Source organism: Flavobacterium sp. HJ-32-4, from assembly GCF_022532105.1.
In the GTDB taxonomy this organism is placed as follows: Bacteria; Bacteroidota; Bacteroidia; order Flavobacteriales; family Flavobacteriaceae; genus Flavobacterium.
The window spans coordinates 3013411-3029603 of the sequence record NZ_CP092832.1; the positions used below are offsets into that span (position 1 = coordinate 3013411).

Sequence of the window (16193 nt, forward strand, 5' to 3'; positions counted from 1 at the left end):
TGTCCGTGGCGTGCTGTAATGTCGGGTGGATAAGGGGCATGGAATAGCCCATTGACTCGTACCAAATGCAAACTTTAACAATTAGTATGGATTTCCCGTAACCGTAAGTCGGCGGCTTTTCGTAAGGGACGCATCCGCCCCTCCCCTAACGTAAAATACCCTTTCCCGATGACATGACAGTACGGGAAATCCGCCTATTTTGTTAAAAGAGTAGAGAGGAATAAAGTGAGAAGTACGTGCCTTTTCTGAAACTTACGGGGCAAAAAAAATCTCCCCGAAGGAAGACAAAAAAAAGAAAAAAATGGCAAGCTTACTGCATCGCACCGCTACAACCACATACCCTTGCTATGTTCCCATCCTGGGGGATTCTGCAGGAGCTGGTCGTGCAGGACTTGCCGTTGCAAATATACGATTAATTCGTATTTTCGCAAGCGCCCGGGCCCAGAATTGACGCGGCCTGTGCTTTTTTCGAAATACATCCGACATGAAGACATCCAAACTGTTCGCGTTCACCTCGTTATGCCTGTTGGCGGTTTCCTGTGGCAAAGACGATCCGTTTGCCATCGATGAAAGTAACTTGCAGGCCTATTACAAAAACGGCGACAAACTCACTCTAGCAGTCGCCAATCCAGGGCAACGTGACATTGACAGTGTGGCCTGGTTTCTGGATGGAAAACGGGTAGCAGCGGGTGAAAAACTGGCATTTACCCTGTCGAATCTTCCCCTGGGCTATCGCGAGGTGACGGCAAAAGTCTATGCCGGCGACGTCAAACCAGAAGAGACGTCAAGCCGGGTGGAAATCGTAGCCTCCACTGAACCTGCGCCCCTCAGCTACACCGTGGTCAATACGTATCCGCATGATGTGGAGGCCTTTACGGAAGGACTGGAATTCTACCGCGATACGCTCATTGAAAGTACCGGACAAAAGGGCAAATCCTGGATCCGGAAATACGACTATAAAACGGGGAAAGTATTCCGCCAGCGGGACCTGTCAGGCGAGTATTTTGGTGAAGGCATCACTGTCATCGGAGGGAAACTCTACCAGTTGACCTGGCAGGAAAAAACCGGATTCATCTACAATGCCGATACCTGGAAACTTGAGAAGAAGTTCACCTACGACCAGAATATCGAAGGATGGGGTATGACCCACAATGATACCCATATCTTCCAATCCGACGGAACGGAGAAAATATGGAAAGTGGACCCGGCCACACAAAAAACACCTCTCCTTCGTTAATGTATACGCCGGAACCCGCAAGATCAAAGCCGTGAACGAACTCGAGTACGCCAATGGCAAAATCTACGGAAACGTCTGGCAGAAAGACCTTGTAGCCGTTATCGATCCGGCGACCGGAGTCGTTGAAAAAGTACTCGACTTCTCCAAACTCCGCAAGGGACTCAAATCCAGCACGGCCGAGGTATTGAACGGCATTGCCTACAATCCCAAAACGAAAACTTTCTTCATCACCGGCAAGAACTGGGATAAACTATTTGAGGTACGGCTTGCCGATTAAACGAAGCTACCTTACTCCACCACCTGCACGCCGAAACCACTAACGAGGCCGGCAAGTCCGTTACGCGAAAACAACGCCCGTTGCACCTTCGTACGCCCCGGATGCAACGTGTAGTTCCGGCTGCTGCTGAAATCACAACGCCGCGCGTCGGCTTTTTCGAATTCCGCCCGATACAGGTCGCATTGGTCGAATACCACATTCTGTAGGTCACATGCCATAAAGTCAACCGCCACCAGGCTGCATCGGGTGAAGGTTGCGGCATTCATCCGCAGGCCATAAAACTTGGCAAAGTCGAGGATGCAGTCGGTAAAGTGGACTTCAAAGATAAGCTTGTCCGACATCGCAAAATTACATCCCCCAAAACTGCACTCCTCAAAAAAAACGGTTCGATAGGCCGTGTGGTTCAGTTGTGCTCCGTCGAAACGGCAGTGTCGGAAGGTGCACGAAATGAAGGTCAATCCAATGCAATTAGTTGCGGTGAAATCGCAATCGGTAAAGACACACTCCTCGAATTCCGTGAGATTCAGGTCATCGCGACCGTACACAACACCCGAAAAAAACTTATCAAAAACATACGTCGTCATCGTCGGCAAAGTAGCGACATTATTTTCGATTTCCCCGTCTTTTCACCGCCTTATCGTTGTAGCCGCCGACACAACCGGGTGTTTTTTTTGATGAGATTGAAACTATCGTATCAATTCCAATACCCGTTTTCCGTTATTTTTACGCTCATGAGAACGGTTTTCTTTCTAATCACCTGCCTGTTGGGGGTTACCACTTTACACGCACAAACAAACCTTGAGACTGGCGGACGCGTGGCGCCCTTATCCGACAAGGGTATTCGACTAATCGGGGCGGCCTCCTTTGTTGCCTTCGAATTTGAAGGCACTGACTGCCAACTGACGCTCGCGTCGGTTGACGACTATCCCCACCACAATTACGTCAGCCTCGAACTCGACGGAACCTATCTGGGCCGCATCCGCATTGAACCCGGACGCCCTGCCCCCTATTCGGTTGCGGTCACTAAATCCGGTCGGCACCGACTGGTGGTCTACAAAGCGACCGAAGCCCAAAACGGGTTTGTCGATTTTCTGGGTACTACCGCAAAGATTGTAGCGCCGGGCAAAGCCAAAAAGCGCAAACGCATCGAATTCATTGGCGACAGCATTACCTGTGGCATGGGGAACGACGAAAGTGCGCTTCCGTGTGGGTCGGGAGAATGGTACGACCAACACAATGCCTATTGGTCGTATGCCCCAATCACCGCCCGCGCACTCCATGCCGACTTCCTGCTGAGCTCCGTGTCGGGAATGGGAATGTACCGCAACTGGAATACCGAAAATTCCGAATCGGAAATCATGCCCGAAGTCTACGGGAAATTAGCCTTACGTGAATCCGACACCCGTCCCTTCGACGCGACTTTCCAGCCGGATGTTGTGACTATTTGCCTCGGCACCAATGACCTCTCGGCCGGTGACGGGAAAAAGCCCCGCACACCGTTCGACGCCAAACAATTTACCGACAATTACATCGCCTTCATAAAGATGCTGCAACAACGCTACCCGAAGGCCCAGATCGTGTTGTTGTCGAGCCCCATGCTCAACGGCGAGCGCCACGCCACACTCATGGCTGCCCTTGATACCATACAGGCTGCCTTTCCAACCGGTACGCTTCGCCGCTTCACCTTCCAGCCGATGGAACCGAAGGGTTGTGGGTACCATCCAAGCAAGGAAGACGATCAAAAAATGGCGTCCGAACTGACACCTTTCCTAAAAAAACTACTGGATGAAAAGTAGGATCCTACCCCTCCTGACCTTTTTCGGCATCAGCCTGTTCGGACGCGCAAACGTATCACTGCCGTCGGTATTTTCCGATGGGATGGTGCTCCAGCGGAACAGCGAAGTGACCTTTTGGGGATACGCCAATCCGTCGGAAGAAATCGTCGTCACTACCTCGTGGGACGGCGCCGAATACAAGACCAAAGGAACGGCAATGGCCCACTTCTCGCTTACCTTAAAGACAGGCACTGCCGGTGGCCCCTACACCATCCGTATCAAAGGGTGGAACGAGCGCGTCATCCAGGATGTCTGGCTCGGTGAAGTCTGGCTGTGCTCGGGCCAATCGAATATGGAAATGACGCCGTCGTGGGGACTTGTCGATCGCGAAGCGGAAGTCGCACAAGCCAACGACCCGTTGATTCACATCGCGACTATTACCAAAAAAGCATCGCGCTTTCCTCAGGAAGACGTGCCGGTTACGTGGCAATCCATCACTCCGGAAGTCATGAAAAACAGCAGTTCGGTGGCGTACTTTTTTGCGAAACGACTGCGCGAAGAAATGCCCGACGTCCCGATTGGGCTGATCGTATCGGCCTGGGGCGGGAGTCCGGCTGAGATCTGGATTCCGGAAACCACCATCGCATCCGATGACTACCTAAAGCAGGCAGCCGCCGCGCTGACCGATAACCAATGGAGTCCACACCTGCCTGGTAACGCCTACAATGCCATGATCCATCCGTTGATACCCTATCGAATCGCGGGTGCACTTTGGTACCAGGGCGAATCAAACACGGGCGCGGCCCATTATGAAACGACACTTTTGGCCTTGATTTCCTCATGGCGTGCTGCCTGGGGCTACACGTTTCCCTTCTATTTCGTCCAGATTGCGCCTTACAAATACGAAAACAATGAGTTCGGGGCAGGCATCGTCCGGAACGCCCAGCGAAAAGTACTTTCGATGACCGAAAAAGTCGGGATGGTCGTGATCTCCGACGTATCGACCATCGACGACATCCATCCCCAAAATAAAAAACCGGTTGGGCGCCGACTGGCCGGACTGGCACTGGCGGATGTCTACGGCATCCAAAAAGGGGAAAACCAGGGACCACTCTATGAGGGATGGCATGCCGACGGTCGAAAAGCAATCGTTCAATTCCGCCATGCCGACGGTCTCCATTTTACCTCTAAAAAAACCACCCTTTTTGAAATAGCAGGTGCCGACGGCGTCTTCCACACCGCCGAAGCCCGCATTTCAGGCAACCAGGTCATCCTGTCGTGTCGTGATGTTACATCCCCTACCCGTGTACGCTATGCCCTGCGTAGCGACGCCGTCTCCGATTTGTTCAACTCCGCCGGGCTACCGGCCTCGACCTTCCAAACCGAATAACGATGAAAAAACCACTAGCAGCCGTGGCGCTCGCCACCTTTTTGTCCCCTATGATGAACGCGCAAACCAAACCGCACCTTGACCCGAAAAAGCCCATTGAAGAACGCATCACCCTGTTGATGCAGCAAATGACCCTTGAGGAAAAAATCGGCCAGATGAACCAATACAACGGTTTCTGGGATGTCACCGGTCCGGCTCCGCAAGGCGGTTCTGCCGAAAAGAAATACGAACACCTTCGCAAAGGATGGGTGGGTTCGATGTTGAACGTCCGCGGTGTCGAAAACGTCAGGGCCGTGCAGAAAATCGCCGTCGAGCAAACGCGGCTGGGTATTCCGTTGATCATTGGTTTTGACGTCATCCACGGATACAAAACCCTTAGTCCCATTCCCCTTGCCGAAGCGGCCAGTTGGGATCTCGACGCGATTCGCCGTTCCGCCAGTGTAGCTGCCGATGAAGCGTCTGCCGCCGGTATCGACTGGACATTTGGCCCGATGGTCGACATCTCGCGTGATGCCCGTTGGGGACGCGTGATGGAAGGCGCCGGGGAAGACCCGTACCTCGGAAGTAAAGTCGCCGCTGCCCGCGTGAAAGGATTCCAGGGAACGGATCTCACGTCACCCAGTTCCATCGCGGCCTGTGCCAAACACTTCGCGGCGTATGGATTTGCAGAAGGCGGTCGCGATTACAATACCGTCGATATCGGAAACGCTACCTTATACAACGTCGTATTGCCGCCGTTCGAAGCGGCACGAAATGCAGGCGTCCGTACGATGATGAATGCCTTCAACCTCCTGAACGGCATCCCGGCCACGGGCAACCACCTCCTGCAGCGCGACATCCTGAAAGGAAAATGGAAATTCGACGGATTTGTCGTCTCCGACTGGGCCTCAATAGGTGAGATGGTCACCCACGGCTACGCGGCTAACCTCGCGGAAGCGGCAGAAAAAGCGGCAGAAGCCGGATCTGATATGGACATGGAAGCCTCGGCTTATGTCACACACCTGGCACAATTGGTGCGGGAGGGCAAAGTGCAGGAATCGGTGATCGACGATGCCGTGCGGCGCATCCTGCGGGTGAAGTTTGAACTCGGACTGTTCGACAATCCCTACCGTCGCTGCGACGAAGCGCGCGAAAAGACCATCGGCAGCAAAGCACATCACGAGGCCGTTCTGGACATGGCGCGCAAATCGATTGTATTGTTGCGCAACGAAGGACAACTCCTGCCCCTTCCCAAACAAGGCAAAAAGATTGCCCTGATCGGGGCATTGGCCGCCGACGACAACAGTCCGCTGGGTAGCTGGCGAATCGCGTCTGACGACCACACCGCCGTGTCGGTGCTGGCTGGCATGAAGCGTTACGACGGCAACAAACTGGTGTATGAAAAAGGAGCCGACCTGGTCAAAGGCGAAACCGCTTTTACGAAAGAGTTGGTCTTCAACACGACCGATCGTTCGGGCTTCCCTTCCGCATTGAAAGCCGCAAAAGAGGCGGATGTAGTGGTAATGGTGCTGGGCGAACACGGGTTCCAGAGTGGCGAAGGGCGCAGCCGCACCGAATTAGGACTTCCGGGCCTGCAACAGGAATTGCTGGAAGAAGTATACAAAGTCAACCCGAATATCGTATTGGTACTGAACAACGGACGTCCGCTGGCGTTGCCGTGGGCTGCGGAACACATTCCCGCTATTGTAGAGGCCTGGCATTTGGGTACCGAAACCGGAAACGCCGTTGCCGAGGTATTGTACGGTGACTATAACCCGGGCGGAAAACTGCCGATGTCGTTCCCGCGCAATGTGGGGCAAGTCCCGATGTATTACGGGCAATTCAACACCGGACGGCCAGTCAACACCGACCAGAACGTCTTTTGGTCACACTACACCGATACCGAGAAAACCCCACTATTCGTCTTCGGCCACGGACTGAGCTACACCCAGTTCAGCTACCAAAAACTGGAGGTCGGACGCCAGCAGAAGAAAGGGCAACCGGTGAACGTATCGGTAACGGTAACCAACACGGGTAAACGCGCCGGACGTGAAGTCGTGCAATTATACATCCGTGACGTTGCCGCGAGCTTAACACGCCCGGTAAAGGAATTGAAAGGATTTGAGTTGGTCGACCTGCAGCCGGGCGAATCCAAAACGGTTCGTTTTGTGCTGACCGATAAAGAACTCGGTTTCTACGACAACAATGGAAATTACCTGGTGGAACCGGGCGTTTTCAACGTATTTGTAGGGGGTAGTTCCGCGACGAGCCTCGAATCAGCGTTCACACTCGAATAACCGTCTTACCTCTTTCGAAGCGCCTCGTTCCGGGTACGAATCAGGTCGAGCGTAGTGGCATCCGATGAAAAGACCGAGTTGAGTCCCTGTGGCTCCTGGGGCGGGTCGGCCGTATAGGCATCCCCTTTGTTCCATTTGCCTTTTTCATTGGCTGCCCTGCCTTCACCGCCATAGCCCCAGAAATTCACGCCCGCCAGCGCTTCGTGATTTGCCACACTGCGCTGAAGTCGGGTGAAGAACAGGTCATAGAATGTATTACGGCTTTCGACAGACGCATCTGCAGTGAGCGCTTCACCACGGCGCGGCAGACCGAATTCTTCCACCACGATCGGACGTTTGAGTTTTTCGGCTGACGCGATGTGACGCTCGAGGTATTCCGTCGCGTTCGCGACAGCCACCGGAAGGGTTTCCTGCTCCTTTGCATGGTCGAACCAACCCCAGTTTTTAGGCCAGATGTGCATCGTCAGGTAATCGATACGCGGATTCTGGTGGGTGCGCTCAAAAGCTGCCTGGTCGGCATTCGACCCGGCACTTCCCTCCGACCCGGTTGAAATCAGGTGGTTCGGATCGAGTTGGTCGATGAGATCCACCGTGGCATTCAACCATTCCGTAAAGGCCTTTTCATTCTCTACCGTAAAGATCCGGGGCTCATTGGCCACTTGCCACGCCATGATGGCCGGGTCTTCGGTATACTTCTTCTTCGTGTAGGCATTCTTTCGGCCAATGATGAAGCGGATGTGCTTCTCCAACGCGTCCTTACAAGGCGCGCAACTGTGGAACTGGGTCACATACGTCATAAACCCCGGCCACGTACCCCCGTTTAGATTCGGATTCGGAATCGGGCCATACCCATTCCATTCGAGGTATTGCGACATACCGCCCGACCATTCCCAATTGTTCGTAAGGTACAGCACCGCCGTCATGCCCCGTTTTCCCATTTCGGATAAGAGGTAGTCGAGTCCGTCGAGCAATGCGTCGTCATAAGTGCCCTGCTTCGGCTGCAGCGGTTCCCGGACGGTAAAGTCATAGCCTCCTCCATCGGCTCCCACCAAAATCCGAAGGTTGTCGATGCCGTTTGCTTTCATTTGGTCGAGTTCCCGGGTCAGGCGTTTGCGGTCGCCGTATTTTTTCGATCCCAGGATGGCGCCGTACCAATAGTTCGCGCCGATGTAATAGTAGGGTTTTCCGTTCTTGGTAAAGTGCGTACCGTCGACGCCTACAAAGGCCTTACGATCAACGTGCTGCGCCGTCATCACAGCCGCACACAGCAATAAAGGGAGGAGTTTTTTCATGTTATGGGAAAGTATACATAGAAGGAAGTTCAGAGGCCAAAATCGACCGCGACTTGTTGGTAAAGGTAACAAAATCAGTAGTATTGGTTTGACCGGACGGCGGCACGTAATACCCGTCCTGGTTGTTCGACCAAAACATCACATACGCAATCCGGACGTTGTTGTCGGTCAGGGCCGGATACAGGACGTCGGTAAACCAACCGGTCACCGGCGGCACAGAAGCCGTGACGCGGTAGCCTGTTTCGGTCAGCGCCGCCACCTTCACCCGTGATTCGGCCAACTGGGTGAGATACTGCAATTTCGCATTCGCCCGTCCGGACCCGGTAAGCCCCTGGTTGTTGAAATCGCCGTAGTTGTCCATGCCCAGGATATCCACATAGTCATCACCGGGATACCGCGACAAATAGCCGGTTTCGTTGGTGTAGGAGTTGTCTGGCGAGAACGCATATAATACGTTGTGTACATTCTTTGTATCGCGAAGATAGGTCACCGTGAACCGGAAGATGGTCTTGTATTCTTCCGCCGTGCAATAAGCCGCTCCCCACCAAAACCAATTGCCGTCAAATTCGTGGAAGGGACGGAATATAATAGGGATGGGTTTCCCGTTGCTGTCTTTGAGCGATGACAATACCTCAGCCACTTTATCCAACTTCGATTTGAACCACTCGTGATGGCTTCCGCCGGGAAGGATGCTTCGAAACGCGGTCGCCCGATCCGCTTCCGGCATGTCGTTCGCATAAAAGCTCGTTTCCTGGTTGGGCTCCCGAAGGTGCCAGCACAACGTATTGATCATCCCCTGGGCATAGGCCGCGCGGATATCGTCTTTGATGCTCTGCTCCTGTTGATGATACCAGTTACCCGAGGTACCGTCGTTGTTTTTGTCGGTGATGAACATGAAGTCGGAACCGAGCATTGCCGGATCGCTTCCGGTCGCTTTCTTCATATCGGATTGCGCCGCGTTGTCCTGGAAATACGTATAAAACGCATCGTGCTGGCCGACCGCAAAACGGGTCTTCGACAGCAGCCGCAAGTTGTAGAAAAGGGCCGCCGTTTCCGTTGTAGCGTTGGGGTCAACGAGGTAATCCGCTACATTTTGTGGAGTTACGACATCGGTTGGGGTCGGCGTTCCGTTGTTGTTATCGTCACTTGAGCCGGATGACGAACACGCCACGCAGACCGCCAGGGCCGCGCCAAGTAAAAAAGTGGTTTTCATAGCGTATAGTAGGGCCCTCGGGCCGATTGATTTCAGCGTCTATAACCGGCGCAATAACTCGATACAGGCACGTCCGTTGTGATACGGACACTTCCAAAAGCCGGCTTTGTCTTTTTCGATGGGCGAACCGTCGGCATACACCCCCCAGCGCCACTCCCCGTTCTGGTAATCAAAGAGCGTCGACTGCGTAAATGTCCAGTTTCGGTAGATGATGTCGAGGTAGTCTGACTTTTGCGTCAGCTCCCAGGCTTTGTGGAAACCCAGCCATAACTCGGCCTGGGGCCACCAATGCTTCTCGGCAATCAGACGGTTGTCAGCAGGGTCGTATTCGTACCAGAGTCCACCGTCAACATCAAGGCCTTCGCACGTAGCATCCGCCATGCGCACACAGTGGCGTTGGTAGCGTTTTATGAGCGCGTCATCCCCCATCTCTTCCGCACAGTCGAGCAGCAGCCAGGCCGCCTCGATGTCGTGTCCGTACGAAATCACATCCTTCTTCTCAACCCATTCTTCGTTGAAGAACAGCCGGAGGTGCCCGGTCGTTTCGTCTATGAAATAGCGGTCGATGGTCTGTAGCAAGTCCATTAGGTGGTCGCGTAGCTCTTTGTGGGGTGCCACCTTATACAAACAGGCATACGCCTCTGCGATGTGCAGGTGCGTATTCATGGTTTTCTTCTCATTGGCGTCCTTATCGCTCAGGCGCTGGTCTTCGATAGGTGCCCAGTCGCGGGTGAAGGCTTCGTAGTAGCCACCACGCTCGGTATCGCGACAATTTTCATCAAGGGTCCTCCACAACCCAACGGCATCCCCAAGGGCTGCCACATCGCCGAAGGCCGCGTAGTATTCCGCGCAGGCGTATAAGGCAAAGGCGAGCGCATAGACCTGTTTCTTGGTTTCTTTGGGTTGGCCGGTATAATCGAGGCTCCAATACACGCCGCCATACACCGGATCTAAAAAATACCGATGCAGGTACTGGTACGCGCGTTGGGCCTGTTCTTTCAGGCTGTCAGACGGACGAAGGCGATAGGCCGCCGAGAAGGTCCAAAGGATACGGGCATTCAACACCGCGCCCTTATCCGACTCCGGCTGCGGACGGTCTTGCCAGTCGATCGCACCCAAAAAGCCTCCGTTTGCGTAATCGGGCATCCGCTCCAGCCAAAAGCCAAGAATCCGGTCGAGTTCAACCGACAGCGCGTCGCGAAAACCCTGTTCGGTCATGGGCGGAGGGATTTGTTTCGCTCGACCATGTCGATAATGGTCTGCACCGATCCGGAGGAGGTAAAGGTATCCACTGGCGTGTTCATGACATAATCAACCAATTTGTCGAGGGTCGACACCGCCACGTGCATACGGGTATCCGACGACGCATAGTAAATGTACACCGTGCCGTCGTCATCGGCGATCCAGCCGTTTGAGAACACCACGTTCGATACGTCTCCGATGCGCTCTTCGTCGTGTGGTGCGATGAAATGCCCTGCGGGAACATGCGTCACACGTGAAATATCGTCAAGCGCCGTCATAAACATATAACAGGTATACCGGAGGCCGGCCGCTGTATTGCGCACGCCGTGGGCCAGGTGCAACCACCCCTTTTCGGTTTTAATCGGTGCGGGACCCAGGCCGTTTTTCAATTCATAAATGGTATGGTAGTTCTTTCCGAAGATGATCGATTCGTCTTCTACTACCGGATGCTTCATATCGGTGATATAGCCCAATCCAATACCACCGCCGGATCCCACATCGATGAAACCATCTTGCGGGCGGGTGTATACGGCGTACTTCCCATTGACAAACTCAGGGTGGAGCACGACATTGCGTTGTTGGCCGGCGTTACTCACCAGATCAGGAAGGCGTTCCCAGGTTTTGAGGTCTTTGGTGCGCACGATGCCGGCATTGGCTACGGCAGCACTGGTGTCAGACTTGGGTGCCTGTGGATCTTTGCGTTCCGTACAAAACACCCCGTAGATCCAGCCGTCTTCATGGGCGGTAAGGCGCATATCGTAGACATTGGTATCCGGGTTCTCGGTTTGTGGCAGTACGCAGGGCGTTTCCCAAAAGACGAAATTGTCGATGCCGTTCGGACTCTCCGCGATAGCGATGAACGATTTACGGTCGTTCCCTTCCACACGTACGGCCAACAGGTAGCGGTCGTTCCATTTCAGGGCGCCGGCATTGAAGGTGGCATTGATCCCGATGCGCTCAAGCCCAAACGGATTGGTGTGTGCGTTCAGGTCATAGCGCCACTCCAGCGGTGTGTGTTCCGCCGTAAGGATCGGGTATATATAACGGTCATAGATGCCGTTGCCCCCTTCCGCCGGTTGGTTAGGACGGGTAAGCAACGCCTGGTGCCGTTTTTTTAGCAGTTCGTAGTTAGCTATTCTCTCGATAGGTTGGGTTTGGTACATGATACTCTATTTGCTTTAATCAAAAATCGGATAGTCGCTTCCACCAGGTTTTTCGCATGGTTAGTACGATGACCAACAGTAAGGCTATCACTACAATAAGTTCGGTCCATTTAGACAGTATGAGGTACATCGGCAGGAGTGTCAGCAGGATTTGGCCCGTAATACCGAGCGCCACATTGAACATGTTGATCCGGAAGTTCGGATTCGCCACGATGTCGGGCTGCGTTTGGCGCGCCATGTCACGCACCGGTTTCCAGAGTCCCCACGGACGTACGGTGGTATAAAACGACACCAGTGTCTCCGAATCGGTAGGCGGTGCGGCATACGATCCTACTACGCAGGCGGTCAACTGGATGACAATGAATACGGGGAAGAAATACAATAGGCGGGTGCCGTCGAAATAGTCGGTTACGCCCGACACCGAAAGCGCCGGCGGGATGGCACTGGCAATGATACCGGCCAGCATACCCCAATAAAATCCGTTGGCATTGAAGCGCCACCAATACCATTTCAGTACGTTGGCACATACAAAACCGCCATACAATCCGGCTGTGATGATATTGAAAATCATGTTTACATCGCGGATCAGCAGTCCGAGTCCGACACCCAGCACCACCATAACAATCCCCGAAATGTATCCCATGTTGATCACGCTGCGGCGACTGGCATCCGGCCGGAAGAATTTGAGGTAGATATCATTTACGATATAGGCCTGACCGGCATTCAGCGTGCCGGAGAAGTTGCTCATGAAGGCCCCGAGGAACCCAGCGAGTACGAGTCCGACCAATCCCAACGGCAAATACGTATTGATAACCGCCGGCATGATGTTTTCGAAATTGACGCCATCGGCCGTGCGGTGTAGCGGCAGTTCTTTGAAGTAAAGGATCCCCAGTATACAAAGTCCCATCGTCATGAAATACCGTATGGGCAGTAGGATGATGGAAATGAAACCGCTCATTTTACTGGCTTCCTCCGGTGATTTTGTACTGAGGATTTTCTGGCAATCGTAGTTCGGCGCCGGACCCGCAAGGCTTTTCAACACGCCGGAGAAGAACATCATCCCCACAATGGCACCGAAGAAATGGTAACCGTCTTTTTCGAGTTTCGTGCCCGCTTCGGCCAGCAACCCTGACCAGTCGAGGCCGAGTTCACTGCCGAAAAACGGACTGTCCCATCCGAGTGGCAGGCGATCGGTCAGCACCACACCCGAATCGGCCAGGTGCGTCATGGCGATTACGCCCACGAACAACGAACAGACGATCATGATCATATACTTGATGAAATCCGCCAATACGATACCGTGCATACCGCCGACGATACTATAGAACATCGCGACGACACAAATACTGACGCCATAAAACTGGGCAGTCGTGCTTTTGGCAGCGATCAGGGCGGTTTCATAGGCCGGTGTACCCGGCGTCAAATGCTCAAGTCCGGCATCGAGGAACGGAAAGACGTGCTTCACCGATTCATAGGGGATGAAAATCTCGAGGAACTCCCCTACTCCTACAAACGCATACGCCATATAACCAATGCATAGCATCAGCGCGAATACCACGACGATCGCATGGCTCTGGCGTACCCCGCGACCGCTCAGTCCGAAGCGCGTGCCCAGCCATTCCGCACCAGTCGTCGCATTGCTTCTACGCAGCCATTTACTGAGAAAGACCATGAGAAATACCTGGTTGAAGACGGGCCACATCCATGGAATCCAGACACTTTTGAAACCGTATAGGAACGCCATACTCACGAGGAGCATCGTGCCCGAGATGTCAAACATGTCGCTGGCGTCGCTCAGTCCGAGCATATACCACGGCAACTTTTTGCCGCCCATCAGGTAGTTGTCTTTGCTTTTCCGCGCGCGGTTCTTCATGAACAGGCCAATGGCGATCATGAGCAGGAAGTAGGCGGCGATGATACAAAGGTCGAGGGTAGATAACTTCATCTTTAGTGTTTTTGGTAGAGCTTGGCCGCTGCGGCGTCTTTTTCAAACCAGGTGCGTTCGAGTGCCCGGAAGGCTTTGAAATCGGCTTCAGAAGCCTGTCCTCGGTAGGGCGCGTAATAGTGCATCCGCGGCGGGTTCATATACTCGTTCCAGCCGTGGTTGCGCCACACCAGTACATACGAAACCGGATAGTCGCCGATGGCCTCCATGAGGGTGCCCGTCCACCAGGCAGCATCAGGAACGGCTTCAAAACCCGTTTCCGCCAGCGCCATGGGAAGGTCTTCTTCTTTGGCGACATTCGACATCATGTCCAGTTGTTTTCGTACGACGTCTATAAACGCCTGCCGGCTGTTGGGACCTTCCATCTGGTAATGGTCGAAACTCAGCATATCCGCATAGGTACGGCCTGGATAGTAACGCCGAAACAATTCTTCTGAGTCGAAATTGCTGGTATTGTAGACGTATAACAGTTGGTGTACGCCTTTCTTGCGCAGGTAGTCAAAGGTGAATTTCCAAAGTTGTTGGAACTCTTCCGGCGAGCCGTTGTTGCGGCACCACCAGAACCAGTCGCCTGTCAATTCATGGAACGGGCGAAACAAAATAGGGATCGGACGACCGTTCTTATCGTTCAGCGTTTTCAGGTAATCGGCCGCATTATCCAGCCATGACACGTAGGTGGCATGTGCCGAACCTCCGGGAAGTGCCGACGCCAGTGAACCTTTGGTCGTATCCCAGGCGTTACCGCCGGTGAGCGGGTTGTTCATGTGCCAGCTGATGGTGATCACCCCACCCCTTTTGTGCGCGTCGATGATATACTGCCGCATGAGGTTGAACGGAATACCGTCGAGGTTTTTATCGGATTTTTTTTCGAGTCCGCCCAAATCCCAGCCATACACAGCCGGATAGTCGCCACATGCGTCTTTGACATCGCTTCGTCCGGCCTCATATTTCCAGGTGACCCCATAGGCAAGATCGTCCTGGTGCCCGAACATCAGGTGTTGCGTTTGGGCGCGGAGGTTCCCGCAAAGGATGACCGTTTCCGGCGTTGCATCCGCATCGGCCGTGCGGGTCGGTGATACCTGGGCGGTGGCGCACGATACCGGGCCAAGGCAGACGAGCAGTGCCGCAGCGGGCACGGCAAACCGTATGAAATGTCTAAAAATTGTGCGCATAAATAGTTGATTCTTAAAAAGGATGAAGGAGTTTTTACGAATTGTGCATCCTTTTTCCAAAGATACAGGCAGTACGGAAAGCGCCCTCAATATTATTTTGTCAATATAATATCATATTATTGCAGCCTAAACCAACCCCATCATGAGCCACTTTTACCGCGAAATCGCCCCATTATCGGCGGGCGACAGTTTTCTTGTATTTGACCGGGTGAAAGACAACTTCGATTTTCCGGTGCATTACCATCCCGAATATGAGATCAATTTCATCCATAACGGCCGCGGCGTCAAAAGGATCGTAGGCGACCACGTAGAGGAAATCGGCGATTATGAACTGGTGTTGATCGGGCCGAACCTGTATCATGGCTGGGAACTGCACCAATGTAAAAATAAACAGATACACGAGATCACCATACAATTCCACAACGATCTCTTCCATGATACGCTATTGTCACGTCGGATCATGAATCCGATACGCGACATGTTTCTGCGGTCGAACCACGGCATCCTGTTTTCGACTAAAACCACCCAGGACCTGGCAGCGCGTTTGGTAAAAATCTCCAAATTGGATGGCATCGATTACTTCCTTGAAATCATTTCCATCCTGTATGACATGGCGAATTCGCGCAACCAGCGCCTGCTATCAACCTACACAGTGGATTACGATACCTTCGAGGAATTCGACAAGATGAAGCTGGTGTATGAGTACGTCCAGAAACGCTTTTCAGAGAAACTCACCCTTGACGAAGTGGCCGCCGCGGCGAACATGAGTACGATTTCCTTCAACCGGTTCATCAAAAAACGGACGGGGAAAACCTTTGTCGACTACGTCAACAACATCCGGATCGGATATGCCGCCCGCTGGCTGGCAGAAAAAGACCTTAGCATCTCGGAAATCGCATTCCGGTCGGGCTTTAACAATATCGCGAATTTCAACCGGAATTTCAAGACCATCAAGAACTGCACACCGAGCCAATACCGCGAAAATTTCTCAGGACTCAAGCGGATTTTGTAGCGGAAATCGGCCTTTTTTCAGTTCCATTGCGGATTTTTAAATTCCAATACCCATAATAAAATAAGACTCCTGTTGGCAATCTGCTAATATATAGGTGTATTATTTGCTTTTTTCCGATCCGCAATCGTTATCAGGTCAAAATTTCATCATCAATTGATAGAAAAGTATTAACCTGTTTTGGGAGGCTGTTATAGTTTTG

13 protein-coding genes and 1 other RNA gene are annotated in these 16193 nt (G+C 53.1%); 6 read left to right on the forward strand and 8 right to left on the reverse strand.

Annotated elements, in window-relative coordinates; all coding sequences use genetic code 11:
* Positions 1–299 precede the first annotated feature (299 nt).
* An RNA gene (ffs, locus tag MKO97_RS12920) (signal recognition particle sRNA small type) lies at positions 300–398 on the reverse strand.
* Between the two features lie 86 nt (positions 399–484).
* On the opposite strand from ffs, the gene MKO97_RS12925 reads away from it, so the two are divergent.
* Together MKO97_RS12925 and MKO97_RS15075 are read left to right on the forward strand one after the other, a co-directional pair.
* Entirely contained in the window at positions 485–1237 is a 753-nt protein-coding gene (locus MKO97_RS12925; protein WP_256463642.1) for a glutaminyl-peptide cyclotransferase, read from the forward strand.
* 31 nt (positions 1238–1268) lie between these two features.
* Positions 1269–1514 carry a glutaminyl-peptide cyclotransferase gene (locus MKO97_RS15075; RefSeq protein ID WP_256463643.1) on the forward strand — a complete coding sequence of 82 codons (246 nt, stop codon included), beginning with the start codon at positions 1269–1271 and terminating at the stop codon, positions 1512–1514.
* 11 nt (positions 1515–1525) lie between these two features.
* Here the strand turns inward: MKO97_RS15075 and MKO97_RS12930 are convergent, their stop codons facing one another.
* Positions 1526–2098, reverse strand: a complete 573-nt coding sequence (locus tag MKO97_RS12930) for a pentapeptide repeat-containing protein (protein WP_241103628.1) — start codon at positions 2096–2098, stop codon at positions 1526–1528.
* A 90-nt stretch (positions 2099–2188) separates the two neighbouring features.
* Between MKO97_RS12930 and MKO97_RS12935 the strand changes: the two genes are divergently transcribed.
* From MKO97_RS12935 to bglX, 3 genes are read left to right on the forward strand one after another with little or no spacing between them, the layout of a single operon-like run.
* The gene (locus tag MKO97_RS12935) at positions 2189–3310 is read left to right on the forward strand and encodes an SGNH/GDSL hydrolase family protein (RefSeq protein WP_241103629.1); all 1122 of its coding nucleotides are present in this window, start codon (positions 2189–2191) and stop codon (positions 3308–3310) included.
* Positions 3300–4679 carry a sialate O-acetylesterase gene (locus tag MKO97_RS12940; RefSeq protein ID WP_241103630.1) on the forward strand — a complete coding sequence of 460 codons (1380 nt, stop codon included), beginning with the start codon at positions 3300–3302 and terminating at the stop codon, positions 4677–4679. Before MKO97_RS12935 ends, MKO97_RS12940 begins: the two co-directional genes overlap by 11 nt.
* A gap of 2 nt (positions 4680–4681) precedes the next feature.
* The gene (gene bglX, locus MKO97_RS12945) at positions 4682–6955 is read left to right on the forward strand and encodes a beta-glucosidase BglX (RefSeq protein ID WP_241103631.1); all 2274 of its coding nucleotides are present in this window, start codon (positions 4682–4684) and stop codon (positions 6953–6955) included.
* A gap of 5 nt (positions 6956–6960) precedes the next feature.
* Here the strand turns inward: bglX and MKO97_RS12950 are convergent, their stop codons facing one another.
* Genes MKO97_RS12950 through MKO97_RS12975 form a run of 6 tightly spaced genes read right to left on the reverse strand, consistent with a single transcriptional unit; the run spans position 6961 to position 14982 of the window.
* Positions 6961–8247 (reverse strand): cellulase family glycosylhydrolase, encoded by a 1287-nt coding sequence (locus MKO97_RS12950; RefSeq protein ID WP_241103632.1) that lies wholly within the window; start codon positions 8245–8247, stop codon positions 6961–6963.
* A 1-nt stretch (position 8248) separates the two neighbouring features.
* Positions 8249–9460: a glycoside hydrolase family 26 protein gene (locus MKO97_RS12955; RefSeq protein WP_241103633.1), complete on the reverse strand. Its 1212-nt coding sequence runs from the start codon at positions 9458–9460 to the stop codon at positions 8249–8251.
* Positions 9461–9499: 39 nt separating this feature from the next.
* Positions 9500–10678, reverse strand: coding sequence for an AGE family epimerase/isomerase (locus tag MKO97_RS12960; RefSeq protein WP_241103634.1), 1179 nt, complete (start codon positions 10676–10678; stop codon positions 9500–9502).
* Positions 10675–11865 carry a glycosidase gene (locus tag MKO97_RS12965; protein WP_241103635.1) on the reverse strand — a complete coding sequence of 397 codons (1191 nt, stop codon included), beginning with the start codon at positions 11863–11865 and terminating at the stop codon, positions 10675–10677. The genes MKO97_RS12960 and MKO97_RS12965 overlap by 4 nt, the downstream gene beginning before the upstream one ends.
* Positions 11866–11884: 19 nt before the next feature.
* Positions 11885–13810 (reverse strand): sodium:solute symporter family protein, encoded by a 1926-nt coding sequence (locus MKO97_RS12970; protein ID WP_241103636.1) that lies wholly within the window; start codon positions 13808–13810, stop codon positions 11885–11887.
* A 2-nt stretch (positions 13811–13812) separates the two neighbouring features.
* Positions 13813–14982: a glycoside hydrolase family 26 protein gene (locus MKO97_RS12975; RefSeq protein WP_241103637.1), complete on the reverse strand. Its 1170-nt coding sequence runs from the start codon at positions 14980–14982 to the stop codon at positions 13813–13815.
* Between the two features lie 142 nt (positions 14983–15124).
* Between MKO97_RS12975 and MKO97_RS12980 the strand changes: the two genes are divergently transcribed.
* The gene (locus tag MKO97_RS12980) at positions 15125–15994 is read left to right on the forward strand and encodes an AraC family transcriptional regulator (RefSeq protein ID WP_241103638.1); all 870 of its coding nucleotides are present in this window, start codon (positions 15125–15127) and stop codon (positions 15992–15994) included.
* Positions 15995–16193 lie beyond the last annotated feature (199 nt).